We start from the raw sequence: 23340 nt of genomic DNA, 5'->3' as shown, positions 1-23340 counted from the left end.
TCTGGTCCTTACCCAAGCTTGATCGTGGTTTCGTCGAAGAAGGCCGCCACCGGCACCGGCAGGTTGCGCGGCGCGGGCCCTTTGCGGATGCGGCCGGCGGTGTCGTAGTGCGAGCCGTGGCAGGGGCAGAACCAGCCGCCGAACTCACCCGCGCCGTCGCCCAGCGGGACGCAGCCGAGGTGGGTGCAGACGCCCATCATCACCAGCCATTCGCCGGCTTCGTCCAGGGTACGGTTCGCGTCCGAGGCGTCGGTGTCCGGCTTGTTCGCGTTTTCGGAGTTCGCGTCGACCAGGTCGGTCAGCGCGGTCGCGCGGGCGGCCTCGATCTCCTCGGGGCTGCGGCGACGGATGAACACCGGCTTGCCGCGCCACTTCACCGTGAGCTGCGTGCCGACCTCGACCGCCGAGACATCGACCAGGATCGAGGCGAGCGCCCGGGTGTCGGCGGACGGGTTCATCTGGTTGACCAGCGGCCAGACTGCGGCGCCGGTGGCAACCACCCCGGCACCCGCCGTTGCGTAGTACAGGAAATCCCGCCGAGTGCCTTCGCCGGTGCCTGCGTGATCGTCTGCGTGGGACACGAGATCTTCTCCCCTTTCAGATCGGTGGATGCCGACCCATATGACTTGAGGGGCAATGGAATTCCCATGCCCCGCCGGGCGCGTGTTTAGCCAAGGCTTGACCCCTCGTCCAGCGCACATAGGGCGGGATCGTCGCATTTCTCTGCGGCAGACTGTCCCGTGTGGCGCCTTTGACGGCGGATCAGGCCGCCGGCGCCGTTGCCTGCATCGCCGGACGGGCATCGAAGGTGGCGAACCAGGCGGCCAGCGCGGGATGGGCGGCGCGCCAGTCCCGTTCGGCGTGGCGGAAATCGATGTAGCCCAGCGCACAGCCAACCGCGATGTGGCCCATGTCTACCGGACCGGCGAGATGGCTCATCCACCGGTCCTCGAGTGCGGAGAGCGCGCGGTCGATCTTGGCCCACTGCGCCTCGACCCAGGCGGCCGACCGCGACGGTTCGGGCCGGACCGAGACCTCGTACCGCATCAGGACGGCGGATTCGGCCATGCCGTCGCCCGTCGCCTCGATGGTCAGGGTGTCCCAAAGGCGCGGGGCGGCCGGGTAGAGCCGGGCCGCGAGCAGGTCATCGAGGTAGCGGGTGATGACCCTGCTGTCATAGAGCGTCGGCCCACCGGGCCGCTCCAGCGCCGGGATCTTGCCCAGCGGGTTGCGGTCGACGGGCATGGTGCCGGGGTCGAGCGGATGGCCGGCGGCGGGCACCAGGGTCACGCGGTCGGTGGCGTTGGCCTCGTGGAGGAGGACCATGACCTTGCGGACGAAGGGCGAGGCTGGGGCGTGGTAGAGCTTCACTCCGACCGCTCCCGCAGGCGGAGGCGGGCCATCAGGCCGGCATCCACTTCCCAGGTCCGGCCCCGGAAGCGGATGACCCGGCGGACCCGGGCGGTCGCGTTGGTCTGACGGTCCTCGGCACGGTCGGCGGGCTTATGGACTGACAGGCCCTCGCCCAACTCGTCCAGGGCATCCTCGGCCCGCTGGTCGGTCCGACCCGGATGGCTGGCCGAGCGGACCCAGCGGGTGACGGCCCAGGTCGTCGAGGCGACCAGGCCGAGGCGGACGGCGAGCGGGATCAGGGGCGCGAGGGGCAGGGGCATGTCAACCTCCGGTCTGGAAGCAAACTGTAGGGCGGGAGGGGGCAGCCTGTAAACCGGTCCGGGAAGTGTCCACGGTGGACAATCCGTGTATCCCTAATGAAATCAGATAGTTGGTCGCGGACGGTAACGGAAACTTAAGGTTTGCAGGACGGCCGGGATCGGGGTGCGCTAGGGCGGATTGCCGCCGAACCGGACGCTGCCGCATCCCGGCCATGCGCCCCGTCAGCCTTGGTGCCAGCGTCCCAGCCAATCGCTGACCTCGGCGCAGAGCCGTTCGGCACGGCGGCCTCCCGAGTAGTAGATGGTGAAAGGCAGGACTTCGGCCGGGCCGTCCAACACCAGCTCCAGCCGGTAAGCGGTGCCGTCGCCATCGGACTTGGCACCCACGCGCGCCGCGGTCAGGCGGTCCAGCGCATGAACGGTCTGATGCAGGCCACGGACCGACCGGACGGTGCGGGTCAGCCTGCCGCTGGTCCGGTCGAAGGTCACGCGCACCCGCTGGACCATCAGCGCGGCCATCAGCAGCGGCACCCCCGCTCCGATCAGGATCATCGCAAGGCCGCCGATGAGCTGGCCCTGCCCGGTCAGGGCCATGCCGCCGAACAGAAACAGGAGGGCCGCAAGGATCATCATCGCGCCGATCAACCACGGACGATCCTCGATCATCAGAAGCGCGTCGGAACGATGTATGACTTTCATGGCCGCCAGCTGTCCTGTGGCGGAACCTATCATGCCAGCTTCGGTCTGGAAACGTTGCGCTTTGGCCTGGCCGAACCTGGACCTGTCCCGTCAGAAATGCAGAACGAACCCGGCGTGAGTGACATCAATGCCGGCCGAACTGTCGGTCAGCTTCATGTTTGACATGTGATACCACCCCAGAGTGATCGCGGAGCTTTCGCCGACGGGCCAGGAAAAATCCACGCCTGTCCGAAACTGAATGAGCTCTTTTGCGTCGAAACCGTCAGCCAGGTCGCGTTGATAAAGGGCAGGCCCGGTAAAGGGCGTCAGGGTACCGCCGAGCACCTGGATATGCTTGCCGAGGCCAAAGGACGCATAGAGTGCTCCGTCCACGGATGCGCCGAACCCATAAACCGGCGCGAACCTTTCCCAGATACGTTCAACGCCATAGGCCGTGACTGTCAGGAATCCCTCATGCCCCGGACCATCCTTGTCTTTGGCATTGGCGCCGAAGGTCACCGAGGTGCCCGTCTGATCGTAAGTCGCGGGCATGGGTTCGCCGAACCAGATCAGGCCGATCACCCCGACCACGAATTCAGCATATGTCAGTCCGATAGGCATGGATTCCACTCCGGTTGCCACCGGAGCAAAGCCTTCGGGCTCATTGTGCTTCAATCTGTCTTCAGATGGCGCAGCGCTATCTTGAGGCGGTGGCAGCAGGCCCATCCGCGGCGGCAGCAGACTGCCCACCCGCCATCCGACGGGATATCCGTCAGCCAAGGTCGCGACGGATCAGCGCGGCGATGTCTTGTGCAGCGGAATTGCCGCGGGACAGCGCATCTGCCGCCCGAGCGCGGATTTCAGGCGTCTTGTTCTGGTTCAGCTTCCAGGTGCCCTCGACCGAAGTGACATGGAACCGGAAGGGCAGGATCATCCGCATCATCCGGGGCATCGCGCCTTCCGACATCTTGGCGCTGGTCCAGGGGCGCTTGCCCGCGATTCGCTCTTCGTGCTCGGCCGAGAGCGCATCGACATGCGGACGCATCGCGTCCTCGGGCAAAAGCTCCAGCGTGCCGCGCAGGTGGACGGCGACATAGTTCCAGGTGGGAACCTGGTCGGGCACCTGGTCGTGGGGACCGTAGAAATCGGGGGAGACATAGGCGTCGGGGCCCGAGACCGCGATCAGGGCGGGCGCGGGCAGGGCCGCGCGCGCGATCGGGTTCGAGCGGGCAAGGTGCAGTTCGGCGAAGCTGGCATCGCCGGTCAGAAGGAAGGGGACATGCGCGGCAAGCGGGCCATCGGAGCCATTGATGGACAAGATGCCGAAGCCGCGGGCGCGGGCGAAGGCGAGGTTCTTGTCGCGCGGGTCCTGGCGGAAGGCGGGGTTCGGGTGCATCTGGACCTCTGCGGAGCTTCGTTCGGGACAGACAAAATCCTTGGAAGGATTTTGCAAATCTTTTCGAAAAGATTTGCTCTGTCGCCGGGTTCAGCGGGATGTGGTGGACAGCGAGAAGAGGTTCAGCTCTGTGCGGCGGGTGGCACCGATCGCGCTCCAGAAGGCAGCGCCTTCGGCGTTGTCAGCAAAGACCATCAGGTGGCACTTGTCGATGTGCTGGCGGCGCAGGGCGGAAAGGCCCGCCTCGACCAGCGCGCGGCCGATACCCGTGCGCCGCTGATCCACGGCCACGGCAAGGTGGTGGATGAGGCCACGGCGCCCGTCATGGCCGACGAGGATGGTGCCGACGAGACGTCCCTCTGATTCGGCGACGAAGCTGGTGCCGGGGTTCCGGGCCAGGAAGGCTGCCAGGGCCTGGGGCTCGTCAGCAGCGGAAAGGCCGACGCCGGGGGTGGCCTGCCAGAGAGCGCGGGCAGCGGCGATGTCTTCGGGACGGAGGGGACGAAGGGACATGGCGGCTCTGTGCGGTGCGGCCCGTCGCGCGCGTCTGCGAAGGGCGAGACAAGGAAAAGGCCGCCAAGGTTTCCCAGGGCGGCCCGAAAATCCGGTCTGCTGAAGAGTTCAGCCCTGGCGGGCCTTGTAACGCTTCTGCGTCTTGTTGATCACGTAGACGCGGCCCTTGCGGCGCACGACCTGGCAATCGCGATGACGCGTTTTCAGCGAGCGCAGCGAGTTCTTGACCTTCATGGTCGCTCTCCTTGTCGCGGCGCGCACGCGCCTTGAAACTCGGTGCCCCTTGCGGGGCAGGTGAATGGTGGGCGGTACTGGGATCGAACCAGTGGCCACTACGATGTCAACGTAGTGCTCTACCGCTGAGCTAACCGCCCACTTTGCCGTTTCAGTCGCCCCTGCCCTTCCCGGTGAAACGAAAAGGACGCGGGGCAAACCGCGTCGGTCGGGGGGTCTATACTGACAAGCGCGGGGGCCTGCAAGGGGTTTTGGCTTTCAGGAATATGGGGCTATATCAACGACAGGAAACGGAGGCGCATCTTGGGGCGGACGGAGACCGAGGCCTATGTCCTGACCCGTCCGCTGGCGCGGTCCGGGCCGATGATCTTCGCGTCGCCGCATTCGGGGCGGGACTATCCGGCGGACTTCCTGCTGCAGGCCGTGCTGGACCGGCGTGCGATCCGGTCTTCGGAAGACGCCTTCGTGGACGAGCTTTTCGGGATGGCGCCGGAACTGGGCGCGCCCTTGCTGGCCGCTCGGGCGCCGCGGGCCTACATCGACCTGAACCGGGCCGCGGATGAATTGGACCCGGCCGTGATCGAGGGGTTGGTCCGGGTGCCCCACAACCCGCGCATCTCGTCGGGCCTGGGGGTGATTCCCCGGGTCGTCGCGGGGGGGCGGGCGATCTATCGCGGCAAGCTGCCGCTGGCCGAGGCCGAAGCGCGGCTGAAGCGGTTCTGGCATCCCTATCACCAGGCCTTGGCCGGGCTGATCGAGGAGGTGCGGGCGGACTGCGGCCAGGCGGTGCTGATCGACTGCCATTCCATGCCGCACGAGGCGATCGAGGCGCATACCCGGCCGGGGCACCCGCGGCCCGAGGTGGTCCTGGGCGACCGCTACGGCGCGACGGCCAGCCGCGAGGTGATGGAGCGGGTCGAGGCGGCGTTTGCAGGCGCGGGGCTGCGGGTCGGGCGAAACGCGCCCTTCGCAGGGGCCTATGTGGCGCAGGCCTACGGGAGGCCGTCGCGGGGGGTCCATGTCGTGCAGGTCGAGATCGACCGGGCCTTGTACATGGACGAGGTCCGGGTCGAGCGGCTGGCAGGGTTCGCCGGGTTCCGCGACCTGATCGCGGGGGTGGTGGCGGAGCTGGTCTCGGGGGCCGGCGCGGCGGGTCGGCTGGCGGCTGAGTAGGGCCGCCGCGCGAGGCGCGGTGTCTTGGGCAATGCGGGCAATCAACTGGCGTCAGGGGTTGGCGCTGCGGGGTTTGGCGGCGTCGCGAGACTGGGGGCGGTTTTCAAATTGAGCGCTGACGCGCGAAGACTTTTTGTCTCGCCTCTTGCGCGTGAAGGACGCGCAAAAGGCTCGGGCGTGCCTCCGGCGGGGATATTTGGTGCCAGGTGAAAGGGGTGCGGTGCGCGCGCGATGCGGCGGGCGCGGACTTTGCTGCCTAGCGCAGCGCACGGCCCTTGATGATGGCTTCGGCCCCGAACTTGGCGCGGATGGCGTCGGTGGCGCGTTCGGCGGCGGCTCGCTTTTGAGCGTTGGGGTCGAGGAGGTCTCCGCTGAGGTCGGCCTGGTCCTCGGGGGCGAGGTCGGAGATGCCGACGCCGATCAGGCGGAAGGGACCTTTCGTGCCCGCGTGGTCGAAAAGGTCGCGGGCGGCGCGGTAGATGCGGTCGGTGAGTTGGGTGGGGTCCGACAGGGCGTGGCGGCGGGTCACGAGCTGGAAGTCGCCCTTCTTCAGCTTCAGCGTCACGGTGCGGCCCGACAGGCCCTTCGCCTTGGCGCGGTCGGCGACCTGTTCGGACAGGCGCCAGATGTGGCCGTCGAGGAGGTCGGGGTCGGAGGTGTCCTCGAAGAAGGTCGTCTCCTTCGAGATCGACTTCAGACGTTCGTCCCGGTTCACGCGGCGGGTGTCGAGGCCCCTCGCCAGATGCCAGAGCCGGTCGCCCATGCTGCCGAAGCGGGCGACAAGATCGGTGCGGTCCCAGCGCAGGAGGTCGGCGATGGTGCGGATGCCGGCCTGTTCCAGCGCAGTCTGCGTGGCCTGGCCCACGCCCCAGATGATGCGGACGGGTCTGGGTCTGAGGAAAGCCTCGGTCTCGGCCTTGCCGATGACGGAGAAGCCGCGCGGTTTGTCGAGGTCGCTGGCGATCTTGGCCAGGAACTTGTTGTGGCTGAGGCCGATGGAGCCGGTGAGGCCCAGCTCATCCTCCATCCGTTTCGTGAGACGTGCCAGGAGGACGGCGGGCGGGGCACCGTGCAGGCGGGCGGTGCCGGTGAGGTCGAGGAACGCCTCGTCGAGTGAGAGCGGTTCGATGGCGGGGGTCAGCTCTTCCATCATCGCGCGGATGGCGCGGGAGGCTTCGGAGTAGGCCGCGAAGCGGGGTTTGACGACCACCGCCTCGGGGCAGAGCTTCAGCGCCTGAAACATCGGCATGGCCGAGCGGACGCCCTTGATGCGGGCGATGTAGCAGCAGGTCGAGACGACGCCGCGCTGCCCGCCGCCGACGATGACGGGCTGGTCCCGCAAGGCCGGGTTGTCGCGCTTTTCGACGGAGGCGTAGAAGGCGTCGCAGTCCATGTGGGCGATGGAGAGCTGCGCAAGCTCGTCATGCGCGACCATGCGGGGAGAGCGGCAAGCCGGGCAGCGTGCCGCCGGGGTGTCGGTCAGGGTCAGGCAGTCGCGGCATAGGCTGGGCATGGTGCCGCGAAGCTAGCACGCGGCCCGCGGGCTGTGGAGAGCGGTGGATGGCGCTCCGCGGCGCGCCCGGGTCCAAGGCTTGCAGCCGGACGGCGCGCCCGGCAAGATGCGGGCCAAGGTTGGAGGCTTTATGCTGACGATTGCCGCGAAGCTGCCCCCGGGGGCATTGGTCGGGGGCGAGGATGCGCTTCTGGCCGCAGCCGTGCTGGACAGCGGCGGGGCCCGCTTCATCGCGCGGGAGACGGACATCGTCCGGACCGGGGGCCAGATCACCGGCTGGCGGGATTCGGTCACGTCGCTCGAGGCCAAGGCTTCCGCCCCGAACACCGGGCACAGCCGGTTCGAGGCCGGTCCACCCGGCGCGCTCATCTGTACGGAAGGGCAGAACTGCGGCTTCACCCTGCCCGGTTTCGCGCCGGAGGTGGAGGCGTTCACAGTGGCGGTCATCTACCGCTCGCAGGGGGAGGCGCGAACGCTGGCCTCGGTCTCGACCGGACAGAGCAACAACATGATCTTCCTGGCCGAGGCCGAGGGCCGCGTGCTGGCCAAGGACCGGGCAGGATCGGTCGAGGTGGCGCTGCCGATTGGCCCCGGTCGGGGGGCGAAGCTGGTGGTGCTGGACTTCGACGGGCGAAGCCTGCGGCTGGAGATGGACGGACGCAGCGCCGAGGTTGCCGCCGACAAGGTGCCGGGGCTGGCGCACCAGGCAGATTTCTTCATCGGTTGCCGGTCGAACCGGGCGGGGCTGGCCAAGACGCTGGGGCAGTCGCGGTTGCACGAGGTGCTGTTCTGGCCGGACCGGGCCTTGCTGGGCGCGGCCGAGCCCGAGGATCGGGCGGCGCTGGAAGCTTTGCGCCGACATTTCCGATGGGACTACTAGGTGGACGCGCCTGCACCTGCGCTGGACGTGCCGCCCGAGATGGGGCTGGACGCGGCCGTGTCGGCGGGCCGCTTCCTTGTCCGCGGCGACCACGCCAACCTGTGGTTCGAGGGGGCGGGCGATGCGCTGGTGGTGGCTTTCGACAACCTGGCCACCATCGACGAAGGCTGGCCGCGCGCGCCTTGGGCCTGGGGGCGGCTGGCCCCCCTTGGCCATTCTGTTCTGGGGGTGCAGAGCCACGCGAAGGACTGGTTCCGGCAACCGACGGCCCCTGCCCTGTTGCGCGGGCTGGAGGAGCGGGGCTTCTTCCGCCGCTTCCGCCGGGTGGTGCTGACGGGCGCCTCGATGGGCGGTTTCGCGGCGCTGAACTTTGCTCCCCTGATCCCCGAGGCGCGGGTGCTGGCTTTCAGCCCGCAGTCGACGATGAACAGGGCGATCGCTCCGTTCGAGCAGCGGTTCCCCTTTGCGGTCCGGAAGTCGAACTGGGAGGGGATGCCCTTCCTCGATGCGGCAGCGGCGGTGCCCTACATCCGCCGCGCGGTGGTCCTGTACGACCCATTCGTCCCCGAGGACCGCGCCCATGCCGCGCGGCTTGCGGGGCCGAACGTGCAGTTCCTGAGAGCCGCCTTCACCACGCATGAAGCGATCCGGGTGGTGCTGAAATCGGCGACCTTTCCGATCCTGGTCGACGGGCTGGTCGAGGGCGACGAGGTGGGCCGCGCGTTCTGGGCCGCCTGGCGGGCGCGGCGGGGGGTGACGAAGTGGCAGCGGGCGCTTCTGGCAGCGGCGGCAAACCGGGGGCGTCACGCGCTGGTGGTCCGGGCGGCGGAGGCGATGCTGCGGCTGGGCGCTGACCTGCCGGACGAGGACAAGGTCTTCATCCGACGCGCGCGGCGGGCGGCGACCCATGCGCTGAAGGCCGGGGCGCCAGGCTAAAGGATCGCGCGACGAGGCTCTAGGCCCCGGCTTTCCGGCCGTGCTATGCGGGGGCGTCAGGCAGGGACGAGTGCATGGACCAGACGCGTGGTCGGATGATGGCGATGACGATGGTGGGGGGGGATCACTTCTTCCTGCAACGCTGGGTCGATTATTACGGCCGGCAACTGGGGCGCGAGAACTGCTTCGTCCTGTCCCACGGCGGCGACCCCGAGCACAAGCGCATCGCGGAAGGCTGCAACGTCATCTACCTGCCCTTCGACGAGACCCGCAACTGCTTCAACCAGCGGCGCTGGCAGATGCTGTCGCGGGTGACGAGCGGGTTCACCAACTTCTACAACTGGGTGCTTGTGGGCGATGTGGACGAGATCGTCTGCGTCGATCCGGCGGTGTCGGACAGCCTGCCGGACTATCTGGCGCAGTACTCGGCGCAGAAGAAGGGGCCGCGGGTGATCACTCCCTTCGCGATCGAGATGGTGCACAATCCCGCGCTGGAACCGGAGCCGATCACGCCCGGGCGCAACATCCTGGACGTGCGGCGGATCTTCCGGCTGAACGCGAACTATGCCAAGCCCTGCATCACCTGCGACCGGATCGACCTGGCCCCCGGCGGGCACTTTGCCAATCACCCGAAGCTGCACCTCGACCCGCATCTTTACCTCTTCCACCTGCGCTTCATCGACCATGACATGACCGAGGCGCGCCTTGCCACGCGCCGCGCGCAGCGGGTGATCCAGTCCGGCGCGCTGGAGGAGGTGGAGCGCGAGAAGACGGGTTGGGATACCGCCTGGGACACCTACAAGGCGCTGTCCAAGGAAAAGCCGCGGGCGGAGACGGTGGATTTCCCTGAATTCCGCAAGGAAATGGTGGACGGCTGGCGCGAGAAGAAGGTGGTCTACTTCGCTCCCGGCGGCGCGCGCCCCAAGGGGGTTTACCGCCTGCCCGAACGATTCAAGGTGCTGTTCTGATGGCGGACGACCCGACCGAAGGCGTGATCATCCGGGCCGAGAACGGTGACGTGATCCGCTATGACGAGACCGGGCTGGTCCTGCGCCTGTCGGACCGGGTGATCCGCGACATCGCCGAACGGCTGGAACTGAAGCCTGCGGCCTTGGCGCCAGAGGCCGCGCCCCTGCCCGATCTGCCCGAGGACATCGACCTCTGGGCGCCCCGGCGCGAGGGGGACTGGGTGTTCTTCCAGGCGAACCTGCCCGGCGCGGACGGGCCGCGGGGGTATCGCCGGCACGTCTCGGGCGGGGCGATCCTGGCCGAGGCCCGGGGGCCGCTCTTGGCGATCCTCGGGATCGGGGGGGCGCGGGCGGGGCTTGGCTCACCCGGTCCGGCGCGGTTCCGCTGGCATGTGCTGGGACCGGCCGACGATATCGGCGCGGTGGGACAGGGCGGACTGGGCGAGGCGGTGGCGACCGACGCACTGGAACCGCTGCGCGAACTGACGGTCGAGGCGCTGGTCGCGGATGCGCTTCTGGCCCGCAGGCGTGCCGCCAGCCAGGCGCTGCCCCTTGTGGTGGTTCGGACCGAGACGGACAGTTCGGCCAACGCGCATGACCTGGGCGCGGGACTGGCGGTGGCGAACCTCGACCGGGCTTTCGCGAACCTGAAGGCGGCGGCAGCCCGGCTTGGCACATCTGCGCGGGTGCTGGCGGTTGTCCTTGACTACACGCTTGAGGACCTCAGCGGCGATCCCCTGGCCTATCGCGACGGGATGATCGCGCTGATGGAGCGGATCACGCGCGGGATGGCGAAGCAGGGCCTTGCCCGGCCCATCTTCTTGTCCGCCTTCGACTGCGGGACGCAGACGGTCACGCAGGGCCCGGGCCTCGAAGGCCAGTGGGAACTGTCCTGGAACCACGGCGACCACCGGCTCGTCTTTGCCGCGCCCTCCTATGCCTTCCGGATCGACGACACGGGGCGGCTGACCGACGAGGGGCGGGCGGAGAAGGCGCTCCTCTTGACCGAGGCGTTGCTGGCCGCGCAGGGCGGGCGCAGATGGCATTGCCCGGTAATCCAACTGGCGGAATGGTCGGGGACGGAAATCCGCCTGATCTGCGAGGCGCAGGACGCGCTGGAGATCGACGCCGAGGACCCCTTCGGCGCGGGGCCGCTTGCAGGCTTTGCGCTGGAGGGCGTGACGAACGGCGCAAGGATCACCGGGGTCGACATCGACAAGGCCGATCCGAAGGTGGTCGTCCTGACCTGCTCGCAGAAGCCCGAGGGCGAGGTCCATGTGACCTATGCCCATGCGGCGGCTCCGGGGGTTGGCCCCTATCCGGCCAACCGCGGCGCGCTGCGCGGGGCTTTCGGGGAGGGCGCGGTCCGCCGCTGGGCGCTGCCGGCGCGGCTGAAGCTGACGGGCCTCTAACATGGCCTTCGACGCGGAAAGCATCCGGGGCGACAGCATCTGCGTCATCTGGGTGGACGACATGATCGACGTCTTCACCTGGCGCGACACCTTCGGACTGCGCATCCAGACGCCGAACCTGGACCGGCTGTTGAACGGGGGCGTGCGGTTCGGGAACGCCTATGCGACGATCCCCCTCTGTGCCCCCTGCCGGGCAGAGCTGGCAACGGGGTTGTCGCCGTTCCGGACGGGGCTGGTGGACCTGAATCGCTTCTGGCGGCAGGTCTTGCCGCCCGAGAAGGCCTGGGCCTACGACCTGCGACGGGCGGGGTTCTACACCTTTACCACCGGAAAGGTGGACGCGACCTACAAGCCGATGCCGGAACGCTATCGCCGGGTCCTGTTCCACGAGGACGTTCCGGCGCAGGACTCGGGCGGGCGGACGAAGGTGCATCAGTACCTGGACCGGGGTCCGGGGATCGCCGGGATCAACCACCCCGACGACGACGGATCGCAGGATCATCTGTTCTACGATTTCACCGTGGCACAGAATGCCATCGACCATCTGGGCCGGGCCGACCCGAACCGGCGGCACCTCATCCAGCTGGGGTTCAAGCACCCGCACTACAACCTGGAATGTCCCGACCGGTTCTACCAGCTTTACGACCCCGCCGACATCCGCTGGCCCGACATCGCCGCCCCCGAGGATTACTACGGCCCTCCGCCCGGCTTTGCGGTCTATGAGGCGGCCTATATCGCCAACGGCAATTGGACGCCCGAGAAGGGCGGCGATGACGGCTGGCGGCAAGTGGTGCGGGCCTATTTCGCGGCGATCAGCCATGTGGACCATGAGATCGGGCGGTTCCTGGATGCGTTGCGGGACTCGGCCCTCGGCGACCGGACGACGGTGATCTTCCTGTCGGACAACGGGTTCAACCTTGGGAACCACGACAGTTTCCACAAGATGAGCCAGTGGGATTCGGCGGCGCATGTGCCCTTGGGGATCTGGTCGCCACGGATGGAGAAGGGGCGGGTCATCGACCTGCCCGTGTCCTTGCACAACTTCCCCAAGACGGTGATGCAGCTTGCCGGGTTGCCGCCGCGCCCGGATTGGGTGTCGGGGCAGAGCCTTCTGCCGCTGATCGACCCGAGTTTCGGGACGTTCGACACGACGAAATCGCCCGTCACCTCGGTCTTCGGGACGCTGTCGGTGCGGCCCTCCATCGAGGGCTACCGCCAGTTCCGCTACTTCCGTTATCCGAACGGCGAGGAGCATGTCTACGACGTGGTTTCCGACCCTGGCGAGACGGAGAACCTGGTCGCCTCGGCGCCGATGGATGTGCTGCGGGGCGAGCTGGTGAAGGGCGCGCTGGAGCTGGGGCTGGACCTGCGGAGGTTCGAGAACCCGGCGGACGGGGTCAATGCGATGATGGCGGTCGATGGCTCGGTCGTGCTGGAGGGGCATCGGGGCAACGACAACTACTGGGCCTACGGGGCCGAGGCCGAGAAGATCAGGGAATCGAAGGACGGCGGCAACGATACGCTGTGGTACCTCGGCGGCCCGGACGGCTATGTCCTGCACTGCCCGATGAACGTCGAGAACATCCGCATCGCCACGGTGCTGGCACGGCACGAGGATGCGGAGGCGGCGAAGGCCTCGGCCCGTGTCATGCGGATCGTGGCGCACCCGGATAGCCCGATCCATTTCGAGACCACGGAGCGGGTGATGGTCGATGTCCGCGGCTCACGCGGGAATGACGTGATGATCGGCCCGAAATACGGTGGTGCGACTTTCCATGGCGGCGCGGGCGACGACGAGTTGCGGGCGATCTCCGTGTCCGAAAGCTCTCGGCATTTCTTTTACGGCGGTGCGGGGAACGACCGGCTGATCGGCGGCGGCGGGCGGGATGTGCTGGACGGCGGCACGGGCGATGACACGATCATCGGCACGGCGGCGCGGAACCGGATCTACGGCGGGCACGGCAATGACGACATCCTGGACGGCGACGGGTCCTCGGTGGTCGAGACCGGCCCGGGCCGCAACCGAGTGCGGCTGGGGGGCGGAAACGACACGGTTCACGCAGGAACCGGGGTCAACCTGATCGACCCCGGGCCAGGAGCGGTGGTCTTTGTCCTGGCCTATGGCGGGGTGACGCATGTGAGCCGGTGGAGCCCGGAGCAGGTTTACGACTTGTCCGCCTGGCCGAAGCCACCGGAAGTTTCCCGGCGGGCCGATGGCAGCCTGGACGTGACGCTTGGCCTGTCGGTCCTGCGACTTGCGGGGGTGCCCGCAGGGCACGACATCCGCGCCCAGATCCGCCGGGGCGAAGAATAGGAACGCCCGCCCCCGAGGACACGGGGGCGGGCGCCACTGCTCTGCCTGCCTCTGACGGCGGCCTTATTCGGCCGCCTTGACCTCGGTCCCGTGGTCACCGTCATCGCCGCGGGTCTTCCACAGCGAGTAGACGATGCCCGCCACGATGATGCCGATGGTGATGGCCAGCGACAGGTAGGGGTCGAACTTGCCGAAGAAGTAGCTGTAGAAGCCCTTCAGGCCGATGAAGATCAGCACCACGGCCAGCGCATACTTCAGGTAGTGGAAGCGGTGCACCAGCGCGGCCAGCGCGAAGTAGAGCGCGCGCAGGCCGAGGATCGCCATGATGTTCGCGGTGTAGACGATGAAGGTGTCGGTGGTGATCAGGAAGATCGCGGGCACCGAGTCCACGGCGAAGATCAGGTCGGCGAAGTTGATGACGATCAGCGCGACGAAGAGCGGCGTCGCGAAGAGGACCAGCTTGCCCGTCGTCGGGTGCGGCTGGCGGACGAAGAACTTCTGCCCGTGCAGGTCCTTCGTTACGTTCATGTACTTCGCGGTCAGCTTCACCACGGGGTTCTTCGACACGTCGGTGTCGCCTTCCGGCACGACCAGCATCTTGATGCCGGTGAAGGCCAGGAAGGCCGCGAAGACCAGCGTGACCCAGTTGTAGTTGGAAATCAGCTCGGCGCCGATGGCGATCATGATGCCGCGCAGGATGATGACGCCGATGATGCCCCAGACGAGCGCCCGGTACTGGTATTTCCGCGGGATCGCGAAGTAGCCGAAGATCAGGCTGATGACGAAGACGTTGTCGATCGAGAGCACCTTCTCGATGATGTAGCCCTGGAAGTAACTCGCCACCGGGTTGGTGCCGTCGCTGGTAACCAGCGTGCCGTTCTGCCAGGCCCACCAGATGTAGCCGCCAAACAGGATCGCGATGAAAATGTAGAAAGCGGAAAGCTTCAGGCTTTCGGCCACACCAAGCTCGTGGTCGTCCTTGTGGAGCACACCCAGGTCGAACACCATCAGCGCGATGACGATGGTCAGGAACATCATCCACAGCCACAAGGGCTTGTTGACGAATTCGTAGAAGAGGAAATCCATCCCCGTGAACCTCTCATTTGTGCGTCGAGGGGTCAGCCTTCTCAGGGGCATGGCGCCGGGCATGACATCGAGCACGTTTCTCGATTGCGGTCCGACATCACGACAGGCGTCGTCAGAGGGGCCCGGCCCGCAAGGGCTTAAAGTGGGGCCGGGGTGCGACAATTCAACCCCATGAGCGGCGTAATTTTCACGGAAGCGTGAGTCCCGCGCGAGCGTTGGCGGATTTCCCCGGGGCAAGGGGCTTGTGGCAGGGGCCGCGCGGCCTGTATGCCCATGCGCGAAGCAAGGACCACGCGCCATGAGCCTGAACACCTTCGGACATCTCTTCCGCGTCACCACCTGGGGTGAGAGCCACGGGCCGGCCATCGGCTGCACGGTGGATGGCTGCCCGCCCGGCGTGGCGCTGTCCGAGGCGGACATCCAGCCCTGGCTGGACCGGCGGAGGCCCGGCCAGAACAAGTTCACCACCCAGCGGAAAGAACCGGACGAGGTCCGCATCCTGTCCGGCGTGTTCGAAGGCAGGACGACGGGCACGCCGATCCAGCTGATGATCGAGAACACCGACCAGCGGTCGAAGGACTATGGCGAGATTGCCCAGTCCTTCCGGCCGGGACATGCGGACATCACCTATCACCAGAAATACGGCATCCGGGATTACCGCGGCGGCGGCCGGTCCTCGGCGCGCGAGACGGCAAGCCGGGTGGCGGCAGGTGGGGTGGCACGGGCCGCGCTGGCGGCGCTGGTGCCGGGGCTGAAGATCACAGGCTACATGGTGCAGATGGGGGTCAAGGAGATCGACCGGGCGCGCTTTGACGCCGAGGAGATCGAGCGGAACCCGTTCTGGGTGCCCGATGCCGTGGCCGCGGTAGAATGGGCAGAGTATCTGGAAGCGCTGCGGCTGTCGCACAACTCGGTCGGCGCGGTGATCGAAGTGGTGGCGGAAGGCGTCCCGGCGGGGCTGGGCGCGCCGCTTTACGGGAAGCTCGACAGCGACCTCGCCTCCGCGATGATGTCGATCAACGCGGTGAAGGGCGTGGAGATTGGCGAGGGGATGGCCTCGGCGCGCCTGACCGGAGTCGAGAATGCCGACGAGATCCGGATGGGACCGAACGGGCCGGAGTTCCTGTCGAACCATGCGGGCGGCATCCTGGGGGGGATTTCCACGGGTCAGCCGGTGGTGTGCCGGTTCGCGGTGAAGCCCACGTCGTCGATCCTGACGCCGCGGCAGACGGTGACCCAGGGCGGGGCCGAGGTCGACCTGATCACCAAGGGCCGCCACGATCCCTGCGTCGGCATCCGCGCGGTGCCGGTGGGCGAGGCGATGATGGCCTGCGTCCTGCTGGACCATCTGCTGATGGACCGGGGCCAGACCGGCGGCGTGCGCGGCCGCATCGGCTGACTTTCCCGACGGCGGCTTTTGCGGCATCCTTCGGAAAAACCGGAGGGGACAGCCATGGAATTCCTGAACGTCATCGCGGCGGCGCTGGCCGCCTTCGCCTTCGGGGCGGTCTGGTACATGTCGATGTCGAAGCCCTGGATCGCCGCGGCCGGCATCCCGGTGGACGAGAACGGGCGGCCGCAGGGGAACGGAAGTGCGGCGCCCTTCGTAGTGGGGCTGCTGGCAATGGTGGTCGTCGCGGGGATGATGCGACACCTGCTGGGAAGCGCGGGCGTGACGACGGTCGGGGGCGGGGCCATTGCAGGGTTCGGCGTGGGCGCCTTCCTGATCACGCCCTGGGTGGCGATGAACTATGCCTTTTCGATGCGGAAGCCCGCGCTGACGGTTATCGACGGAGTGAACTCGGTGATTGGCTGCACGATCATGGGAGCTGTGCTGAACGCGTTCTGAAGGACGGTGGGCGCATCGCCCCCCACGTCTTCGGGATGCAGGAAATGAATGAAGGGCCCCGCACCCCTACGGAACCCTTCATCCAACCCACGCGCACACCCCATCGCACCGCGTGATCTGTAAAGGGTCCCGGGCGTCCTGCCCTGACAGGAAGAGTGATGCCCCGAATCCCCCCGCCTGGGCAAGCGCGGTTTGTCGCGCCTTTTCTTCAAATCCGCTGCGCCCAAAACATCAGGACCCGCGCTGGGGACGCGGGTCCTGCGGGTCAGGCGCGACGGAAGGTCACTTGTAGACCGAGGCTTTCTTGAAGTGGGTGACGAGCAGGTAATAGAATACCGCCCGGAACTTGTTGCGCTCGGACTTGCCATAGGTCTCGATCGCGGCGTTGATGCCGGCCATCAATTCCGGCCCGTCCTTCAGGCCCAACTTCTTGACGAGGAAGTTGTTCTTGATCCGCTCCAGCTCGTCCTTGTCCGAGGCGGCGACGGTCTGCGCGTCGTTGTCGTAAATCGACGGGCCGCAGCCGATGGTGACTTTCGTCAGCAGAGCCATGTCGGGTGTCACTTTGCACTTGTTCTTCAGGTCATCGGCATACTTGGCGATGAGTTCGTCCCTCTTGCCCATATCCTTAGGTTCTCCCTTGACTGGAACGTGATCGTCAACATCGGAACCGTAAGGCCAGCCAAAGCGTTAAGAAAGGGGAAATTCACGCGATGCTTGGCAGTCGCGCGCACGCGCTGATGGGCTGGGGCCTGATCCTCAGCGTTGAGCATCCGCCGGGAAGGTAAGGTTGCGGTTGATCAGGTAGCTGACGACGGCAGCGATGCCGGACGCGCCGAGATGAACGAAGATGTCGGTCCCGAAGCGCCCGGTGGCGAAAAGGTAACTGGTGCCCGACCCGATGCCGATCCCCAGGACCTGAGTCAGGGCATAGATCCCAAGGGCGAAGGGCCGGGGCGTGCTTGTGGTGAAGGTGAAATGGCGCTGGCACCAGTAGCCGACCGGAATGAAGGCGGTCCAGATCACGCCGGCCGAAACGGCCTTGGGCCAGGGCAGATGCGTCGTCGCCAGGGCCGCGAGCACGGCATAGAGAACGGCGATGGTCACCCCGACCACGAGGAAGCGCAGAAAGGTGGTCACGGCGCGCCCGCCCCGGCCAGTCTGGCCTGGTCGACCCGGTAAATCCGCATCAGGCTTTGCGCGCCGCTGACCTGGGTCAGCCAGGGGGGCAGGTCCCCCGCCAGGAGCTGTGCGGCATAGGGCTTTGCGGGCTCTCCAGCGCAGAGCACCAGGTAGTCGGCGCGCGACCGGGCCAGCGCGATGCGCATGTTCGCCTCGCTTTCCGGGGCGGCGATGCCGTTCCAGAACGCCTCGGGGCTGCGGTGATAGGGCGCGGATGTCACCGAATGCGGCGTGAAGGCCAGGATCGTGGTGCCCAGGTTGAGAGTGGAATAAAGCGTCGACGGCGGCAGCTTGGCAAGTTCGGCCATCGCCTCGGGGGTGCGACAGGATCCGGCGGCCAGCGGGATCCCCGGTGCGGGGCTGACGGCGGCCGGTTGGGACACGGCCCGCGAAACGACGTAAGGAATCGCCTCCTCGACCGCGGTGGGCGTTGCCGCGGCCAGCACGAGAAGCGCCGGGAGACGCCAGAAACTGGCGCGGGGCAGCTGCCCGAAGCCATGGGCCAGGACCCCGCCCAGAAGCGGCAGCGCGGGCGCCATCAGGGTGGTGGCACGGATCTGAAACAGCGAAACCGCAAGCCCGGCCAGGGCGACGAGGAAGGCCAGCGTCAGGGCAGAGCGCTGGACAGCTGTCAGGCGCGACCAGAGCGCAGCGGTGACGGCGGCGGACAAAACGAGGATCACAAGCGGCGGCAGCAGCGACCGCGCAAGGAGGTCCGGCAGGACGCCGATCAGCTCGGACGCGGACAGGGCCTCGATGATCCGGCTTTCGATCAGGGCGCGGACGTCGGGCGGGACGTCGGCAAAGGGACCGGCGAGACAGGGCGACAGGACCGGGCGCGACAGCCAGAGCCCAAGCCCGACCAGGATCACCATTGCCCCGATGCGGAGGAGCGGCCCCCTGAGCTGGCGCGCAGCAAGGACCGGGACCAGCGTTGCCACGATCCCGGTCGCGGCAAGCGCCAGCACCGGCGGCGCAAGCACGTCGCAGTGCATCGCCTCCCAGGACGGCGCTTGTCCGACCATGAGAAGCGGGGCTGCCAGGGCCAGCGCCGGTCCGTAGCCCAAAAGCCAGCGCGCCGCGCCGGGCTGGTCGAAGGCGTGCCGCAGCGCGATGTAGCCGGGGATCAGGGCCAGAACCGGCAGCATCTCCAGTCCGACGGCCAGTGACAGGGCGGTCGCCACCGCGGCAAGCGCGCCGTAAAGCCGTTCGCGCCCGGGGAGCACAGCCAGGAACAGCGCGGCCGTGGCGCAAAGCATCTGGACGTTGTGATGGTCGATCCGGGGGGGCGTGAACTCACCCCGAAGCTTGCCCCAGGTCAGGAACACGACCAGCGCGCCCAGCGCGGCCAAGGGTCCGAGGAGACGGTTGGTGCCCAGCCCGATCACCAGGACCATGAAGCAGGCCAGCAGGCTGGGCCAGATCACGACCGTCAGCAGCTCGGCCTCGGGCATCGGCACCAGCCAGGAGAGCGGCACCAGGACCGAGGCGATCCCGGCATCGACATAGCGCGACCAGTGCATCGAGATCCCCACGGGCGGGAGGACCCGGTACTGGCGGGTGTCGAACCAGTCCTGACCTCCCAGCCAGTCGCGGACCTGAACCAGCCGCATGAGGTCGTCGTTGTCGGTGAGATAGAGGAGACTTCCGGCCTCGGGCCAGGTGCGCACGGCGTTGGAAAGGATCAGCGCGATGGCACCCAGGCAGATCCACAAGATCAGAAACGGGCGCGAGTCGGTTGAAGGCGTCACGGGAGAATCACTGTTGGCTGTTTCGCAGAGCCTGTCGAAACCGGACCAGGCCCAAGGATAGCTTTGCCGCCGGAAACAGTCACGACTATGGCGAAAATCCTCCTCTTCAAAGAAAACCGGCCCGCAAAACCCCGTTTCCACACCGATCCCGCCGCATTTCCGGCACAGTTCAGGGGTCAATTGTGCGTAAATGACGCCCAACGATCCGGATTGTGCGACGGGGATTCGACGATGCTGGAACTGACCATCCTGATGCCCTGCCTGAACGAGGCCGAGACGCTTGGAACCTGCATCGACAAGGCCAAGGGATTCCTGGCGCGGACGGGGATCAAGGGCGAGGTCCTGATTTCCGACAACGGCTCTACCGATGGCAGCCGTGAGATCGCCGAGGCGCATGGCGCGCGGGTGGTGCTGGCGCCGCGCAAGGGCAACGGGATCGCGCTGTCCACCGGGATCGCGGCGGCGCGGGGCCGGTTCGTGATCATGGGCGACAGCGACGACAGCTATGACTTCTCGCGGCTGGACGGTTTCGTCGAGGCCTTGCGCGGCGGGGCCGACCTGGTGATGGGCAACCGCTTCCGCGGCGGGATCGAACCGGGCGCGATGCCCTTCCTGCACCGCTACCTGGGCAACCCGGTCCTGTCCTTCATCGGGCGCGTGCTCTACGGCGCGCCGGTGGGGGACTTCCAGTGCGGGCTGCGCGGCTTCGTGCGTGACAAGATCCTGGCCCTGAACCTGATCACCGAGCAGCTTGAATTTTGCCCCGAGATGGTGATGCGCGCCGCGATGGCGGGGCTAAAGATCGTCGAGGTTCCGACGACGCTGAAGCCCGACGGCCGGTCGCGGAAGCCGCATCTGCGCACCTGGCACGACGGCTGGCGGCATCTGAAGCTGCTCCTCACCTTCGCGCCGTTCAGCCTGTTTCTGTATCCGGGCGCGATGCTGTTCGCGTTGGGGTCCGTCCTGTTTTTGCCGCTGCTCTTCGGTCCGCTGGACCTTGGCGCGCTGACGCTGGACACCGGCGCGATGATCTTTGCCGCGACCTTCATCATCATCGGCTTCCAGCTGATGTGGTTCCACGTTCTGGCCCGGCTTTTCGCAGTGCGGATGAACCTGCTGCCGACCTCGCCCCGGTTTGAACGACTGCGCGCCCGGCTGTCGGTGGAAAGCGCCTGCAAGGGCGGGGCGGCGTTCCTGGCATTTGCGCTGGTGGCCACCATCGCCTCGGTCGGGCATTGGGCGGCGAACGGCTTCGGTCCTGTCGATCCCGGAACCATCACCCGGGCGGCCTCGCTGGTTGCAGTCCTGTCGGGACTGGGGCTGCAAAGCCTGACGGGGGGCTTTCTCTGGGGCCTGATGAACCAGAAAGCACCCAGCCTGGCCGCGGATGAGATCAAGGCCGTCGAGGCCGCGCAGCAGGCGTAAAGGGACGGCCCGGCGTGAACCGGGCCGATCCTTGATCAGTAGCGGTAGTGGTCCGACTTGAACGGGCCTTCGACCTTGACGCCGATGTAGTCGGCCTGGTCCTTGCGCAGTTCGGTCAGCTTCACGCCGATCTTCTTCAGGTGCAGGCGGGCGACCTTTTCGTCCAGCGCCTTCGGCAGGATGTAGACGCCTGGCGCGTAGTCCTTGCCCTTCGTCCACAGTTCGATCTGGGCCAGCACCTGGTTGGTGAAGCTTGCCGACATCACGAAGGACGGGTGGCCAGTGGCGTTGCCCAGGTTCAAGAGGCGGCCTTCGGACAGCAGGATGATCCGGTTGCCCGAGGGCATCTCGATCATGTCCACCTGGTCCTTGATGTTGGTCCACTTGTGGTTCCGCAGGCTTGCCACCTGGATCTCGTTGTCGAAGTGGCCGATGTTGCCGACGATGGCCATGTCCTTCATCTCGCGCATATGCTCGATGCGGATCACGTCCTTGTTGCCGGTGGTGGTGATGAAGATGTCGGCGGTGGCGACTTCGTCTTCCAGGAGCGTGACTTCGTAGCCGTCCATCGCGGCCTGCAGCGCGCAGATCGGGTCGACCTCCGTCACCTTCACGCGCGCGCCCGCGCCCCGGAGGGACGCCGCCGAGCCCTTGCCCACGTCGCCATAGCCGCAGACGACGGCGACCTTGCCGGCCATCATCGTGTCGGTCGCGCGGCGGATGCCGTCGACGAGGCTTTCCTTGCAGCCGTACTTGTTGTCGAACTTCGACTTGGTGACGCTGTCGTTGACGTTGATCGCCGGGAAGGGAAGCTGGCCCTTCTTGTGCAGCTCATACAGGCGGTGCACGCCCGTGGTCGTCTCTTCCGACACGCCCTGGATCGCGGCGCGCTGCTTGGTGAACCAGCCGGGGCTGGCGGCCAGGCGCTTCTTGATCTGGTTGAAGAGGCAGACTTCCTCATCCGAGGTCGGGACGGCGATCAGGTCGGTCTCACCGGCTTCGACGCGGGCACCCAGCAGGATGTACAGCGTCGCATCCCCGCCGTCGTCGAGGATCATGTTGCAGGTCCCGCCTTCCCCGCCGAACTGGAAGATCTTGTCGGTGTAGTCCCAGTACTGCTCCAGCGTTTCGCCCTTGATGGCGAAGACCGGGGTGCCCGAGGCCGCGATTGCGGCGGCGGCGTGGTCCTGGGTCGAGAAGATGTTGCACGAGGCCCAGCGGACATCGGCGCCAAGGGCCTTCAGCGTCTCGATCAGGACGCCGGTCTGGATCGTCATGTGGAGCGAGCCGGCAATGCGCGCGCCCTTCAGCGGCTGCGAGGCACCGAACTCCTCGCGGCAGGCCATCAGTCCCGGCATTTCGGTTTCGGCGATGGTGAGTTCCTTGCGGCCGAAGTCGGCCAGGGCAATGTCCTTGACGATGTAATCGGCAGCCACTCTGCGCTCTCCTTGATCCTTGGTTGGGCGGGCAGATAGCATTGAAAGCGTGATCAGACAACAAAGGCCCGACGATGAAACAACCCCGCGCCTGGCAGAGGATGCTTTCCGGCAGACGGCTGGACCTTCTGGACCCGACGCCGGTGGACATCGAGATCGAGGATATCGCGCATGGCCTGGCCTTCGTCGCGCGCTGGAACGGGCAGACCCGGGGCGACTGGCCCTATTCGGTGGCGGAACACTCGCTGCTGGTCGAGGAGATCTTTACGCGCATGAGCCCCGGCATCGCGGCCAAGTGGCGGCTGGCGGCCTTGCTGCATGACGCGCCCGAGTATGTGATCGGCGACATGATCAGCCCGGTGAAGGCTGCCGTGGGGCCGGGCTATGGCGAGTTGGACGCAAGGCTGACGGCGGCGGTGCATCTGCGCTTCGGGCTGCCGGCGGTGCTGCCCCAGCCGATCAAGAAGGCGATCAAGGCGGCGGACAAGGTTTCGGCCTGGCTGGAGGCGGTGCGGATCGCGGGGTTCCGGGAGGCGGAGGCCGACAAGCTGTTCGGACGGCCCGTGCCGGAGCTGATCCATCGGCTGGAAATACGGCTTCGTCCGCCCGCAGAGGTGCGGGCGGACTATGTCTCGACAGTGGCGAGACTGCTTGCAGACTGCTGACAGCGACAGGGCATCAGCGGCCGATCTGGCGCAGGTGGTCGATGGTGTTCAGGCGTTCGATCTCCATGAACTCATGGGGGCTGCGGCGCGACCGGCTGCGGTCTGTGGGCCGACCCAGGCGGGTCGCGATCAGCAGGGCTTCGGCGAAGATATTCAACATGACGTTTCTCCTTTTCATCTTCCGATGTGCCCTTTTGCCAGTAATGCTGGCGTGATACGACTCAGGAAGTCTTTCTACCTGTAAGATGATCTAACA

25 protein-coding genes and 1 tRNA gene are annotated in these 23340 nt (G+C 67.0%); 10 read left to right on the top strand and 16 right to left on the bottom strand.

Annotation, left to right across the window (positions count from 1 at the left end):
• Positions 1-8: 8 nt before the first annotated feature.
• The 9 genes from petA to ACE3Q6_RS08535 all read right to left on the bottom strand — a co-directional run bounded on the left by petA (position 9) and on the right by ACE3Q6_RS08535 (position 4634).
• A complete protein-coding gene (gene petA, locus ACE3Q6_RS08575) occupies positions 9-581 on the bottom strand; it encodes a ubiquinol-cytochrome c reductase iron-sulfur subunit (RefSeq protein WP_374430971.1) in 573 nt (190 codons plus the stop codon).
• A 181-nt stretch (positions 582-762) separates the two neighbouring features.
• Positions 763-1371 carry a glutathione S-transferase gene (locus ACE3Q6_RS08570; RefSeq protein WP_374430969.1) on the bottom strand — a complete coding sequence of 203 codons (609 nt, stop codon included), beginning with the start codon at positions 1369-1371 and terminating at the stop codon, positions 763-765.
• On the bottom strand, positions 1368-1673 hold the full coding sequence (locus ACE3Q6_RS08565) for a hypothetical protein (protein ID WP_374430967.1): 306 nt from the start codon (positions 1671-1673) through the stop codon (positions 1368-1370). The genes ACE3Q6_RS08570 and ACE3Q6_RS08565 overlap by 4 nt, the downstream gene beginning before the upstream one ends.
• 222 nt (positions 1674-1895) lie before the next feature.
• Entirely contained in the window at positions 1896-2372 is a 477-nt protein-coding gene (locus ACE3Q6_RS08560; protein WP_374430965.1) for a hypothetical protein, read from the bottom strand.
• 90 nt (positions 2373-2462) lie between these two features.
• Positions 2463-3131 carry a hypothetical protein gene (locus ACE3Q6_RS08555; protein ID WP_374430963.1) on the bottom strand — a complete coding sequence of 223 codons (669 nt, stop codon included), beginning with the start codon at positions 3129-3131 and terminating at the stop codon, positions 2463-2465.
• Positions 3124-3747, bottom strand: coding sequence for an FMN-binding negative transcriptional regulator (locus ACE3Q6_RS08550; protein ID WP_374430962.1), 624 nt, complete (start codon positions 3745-3747; stop codon positions 3124-3126). Before ACE3Q6_RS08550 ends, ACE3Q6_RS08555 begins: the two co-directional genes overlap by 8 nt.
• A 90-nt stretch (positions 3748-3837) precedes the next feature.
• Positions 3838-4260 carry a GNAT family N-acetyltransferase gene (locus ACE3Q6_RS08545; RefSeq protein ID WP_374430960.1) on the bottom strand — a complete coding sequence of 141 codons (423 nt, stop codon included), beginning with the start codon at positions 4258-4260 and terminating at the stop codon, positions 3838-3840.
• A 108-nt stretch (positions 4261-4368) separates the two neighbouring features.
• A complete protein-coding gene (gene ykgO, locus ACE3Q6_RS08540; RefSeq protein WP_054302743.1) occupies positions 4369-4494 on the bottom strand; it encodes a type B 50S ribosomal protein L36 in 126 nt (41 codons plus the stop codon).
• 65 nt (positions 4495-4559) lie between these two features.
• Positions 4560-4634: transfer RNA gene (locus tag ACE3Q6_RS08535), tRNA-Val, on the bottom strand.
• Positions 4635-4857: 223 nt separating this feature from the next.
• On the opposite strand from ACE3Q6_RS08535, the gene ACE3Q6_RS08530 reads away from it, so the two are divergent.
• The gene (locus tag ACE3Q6_RS08530) at positions 4858-5667 is read left to right on the top strand and encodes an N-formylglutamate amidohydrolase (RefSeq protein ID WP_374431080.1); all 810 of its coding nucleotides are present in this window, start codon (positions 4858-4860) and stop codon (positions 5665-5667) included.
• 256 nt (positions 5668-5923) lie between these two features.
• Here ACE3Q6_RS08530 and ACE3Q6_RS08525 read toward each other — a convergent pair whose 3' ends face one another.
• A complete protein-coding gene (locus tag ACE3Q6_RS08525) occupies positions 5924-7180 on the bottom strand; it encodes a DNA polymerase IV (RefSeq protein ID WP_374430957.1) in 1257 nt (418 codons plus the stop codon).
• A gap of 130 nt (positions 7181-7310) precedes the next feature.
• Here ACE3Q6_RS08525 and ACE3Q6_RS08520 point away from each other — a divergent pair, with 130 nt between their 5' ends.
• From ACE3Q6_RS08520 to ACE3Q6_RS08500, 5 genes are all read left to right on the top strand, one after another.
• Positions 7311-8060, top strand: coding sequence for a hypothetical protein (locus ACE3Q6_RS08520; RefSeq protein WP_374430955.1), 750 nt, complete (start codon positions 7311-7313; stop codon positions 8058-8060).
• Positions 8061-8996, top strand: coding sequence for a hypothetical protein (locus ACE3Q6_RS08515; protein WP_374430953.1), 936 nt, complete (start codon positions 8061-8063; stop codon positions 8994-8996).
• A gap of 74 nt (positions 8997-9070) precedes the next feature.
• Positions 9071-9964 carry a glycosyltransferase family 2 protein gene (locus tag ACE3Q6_RS08510; RefSeq protein ID WP_374430951.1) on the top strand — a complete coding sequence of 298 codons (894 nt, stop codon included), beginning with the start codon at positions 9071-9073 and terminating at the stop codon, positions 9962-9964.
• Positions 9964-11376, top strand: a complete 1413-nt coding sequence (locus ACE3Q6_RS08505; RefSeq protein WP_374430949.1) for a hypothetical protein — start codon at positions 9964-9966, stop codon at positions 11374-11376. Before ACE3Q6_RS08510 ends, ACE3Q6_RS08505 begins: the two co-directional genes overlap by 1 nt.
• A 1-nt stretch (position 11377) precedes the next feature.
• Positions 11378-13690 (top strand): sulfatase-like hydrolase/transferase, encoded by a 2313-nt coding sequence (locus tag ACE3Q6_RS08500; RefSeq protein WP_374430947.1) that lies wholly within the window; start codon positions 11378-11380, stop codon positions 13688-13690.
• A gap of 63 nt (positions 13691-13753) precedes the next feature.
• Here the strand turns inward: ACE3Q6_RS08500 and ACE3Q6_RS08495 are convergent, their stop codons facing one another.
• Entirely contained in the window at positions 13754-14776 is a 1023-nt protein-coding gene (locus tag ACE3Q6_RS08495; protein WP_374430945.1) for a TerC family protein, read from the bottom strand.
• 298 nt (positions 14777-15074) lie between these two features.
• On the opposite strand from ACE3Q6_RS08495, the gene aroC reads away from it, so the two are divergent.
• Entirely contained in the window at positions 15075-16175 is a 1101-nt protein-coding gene (gene aroC, locus ACE3Q6_RS08490) for a chorismate synthase (RefSeq protein ID WP_374430943.1), read from the top strand.
• Positions 16176-16229: 54 nt separating this feature from the next.
• Positions 16230-16625 carry a DUF1761 domain-containing protein gene (locus tag ACE3Q6_RS08485; protein WP_374430941.1) on the top strand — a complete coding sequence of 132 codons (396 nt, stop codon included), beginning with the start codon at positions 16230-16232 and terminating at the stop codon, positions 16623-16625.
• A gap of 282 nt (positions 16626-16907) precedes the next feature.
• Here ACE3Q6_RS08485 and ACE3Q6_RS08480 read toward each other — a convergent pair whose 3' ends face one another.
• The 3 genes from ACE3Q6_RS08480 to ACE3Q6_RS08470 all read right to left on the bottom strand — a co-directional run bounded on the left by ACE3Q6_RS08480 (position 16908) and on the right by ACE3Q6_RS08470 (position 19522).
• Positions 16908-17249, bottom strand: a complete 342-nt coding sequence (locus ACE3Q6_RS08480; RefSeq protein ID WP_374430939.1) for a DUF2853 family protein — start codon at positions 17247-17249, stop codon at positions 16908-16910.
• 135 nt (positions 17250-17384) lie between these two features.
• Complete coding sequence (locus ACE3Q6_RS08475) at positions 17385-17765, bottom strand: GtrA family protein (RefSeq protein ID WP_374430937.1); 381 nt, start codon at positions 17763-17765, stop codon at positions 17385-17387.
• Positions 17762-19522: a hypothetical protein gene (locus tag ACE3Q6_RS08470; RefSeq protein WP_374430935.1), complete on the bottom strand. Its 1761-nt coding sequence runs from the start codon at positions 19520-19522 to the stop codon at positions 17762-17764. The genes ACE3Q6_RS08475 and ACE3Q6_RS08470 overlap by 4 nt, the downstream gene beginning before the upstream one ends.
• Positions 19523-19789: 267 nt before the next feature.
• Here ACE3Q6_RS08470 and ACE3Q6_RS08465 point away from each other — a divergent pair, with 267 nt between their 5' ends.
• On the top strand, positions 19790-20983 hold the full coding sequence (locus tag ACE3Q6_RS08465; RefSeq protein WP_374430933.1) for a glycosyltransferase family 2 protein: 1194 nt from the start codon (positions 19790-19792) through the stop codon (positions 20981-20983).
• Positions 20984-21018: 35 nt separating this feature from the next.
• Here ACE3Q6_RS08465 and ahcY read toward each other — a convergent pair whose 3' ends face one another.
• Positions 21019-22461 carry an adenosylhomocysteinase gene (gene ahcY / locus ACE3Q6_RS08460; RefSeq protein WP_374430931.1) on the bottom strand — a complete coding sequence of 481 codons (1443 nt, stop codon included), beginning with the start codon at positions 22459-22461 and terminating at the stop codon, positions 21019-21021.
• 32 nt (positions 22462-22493) lie between these two features.
• On the opposite strand from ahcY, the gene ACE3Q6_RS08455 reads away from it, so the two are divergent.
• On the top strand, positions 22494-23084 hold the full coding sequence (locus ACE3Q6_RS08455; RefSeq protein ID WP_374430929.1) for an HD domain-containing protein: 591 nt from the start codon (positions 22494-22496) through the stop codon (positions 23082-23084).
• A 13-nt stretch (positions 23085-23097) separates the two neighbouring features.
• On the opposite strand, the gene ACE3Q6_RS08450 is transcribed toward ACE3Q6_RS08455, so the two are convergent.
• Positions 23098-23244: a hypothetical protein gene (locus ACE3Q6_RS08450; RefSeq protein ID WP_374430926.1), complete on the bottom strand. Its 147-nt coding sequence runs from the start codon at positions 23242-23244 to the stop codon at positions 23098-23100.
• Positions 23245-23340 lie beyond the last annotated feature (96 nt).

It is taken from the genome of Tabrizicola sp. (assembly GCF_041913445.1).
Lineage (GTDB): Bacteria > Pseudomonadota > Alphaproteobacteria > Rhodobacterales > Rhodobacteraceae > Tabrizicola.
Note: the sequence above shows the minus strand (reverse complement) of the source record. Positions and strands in the feature narration are given on the sequence as shown.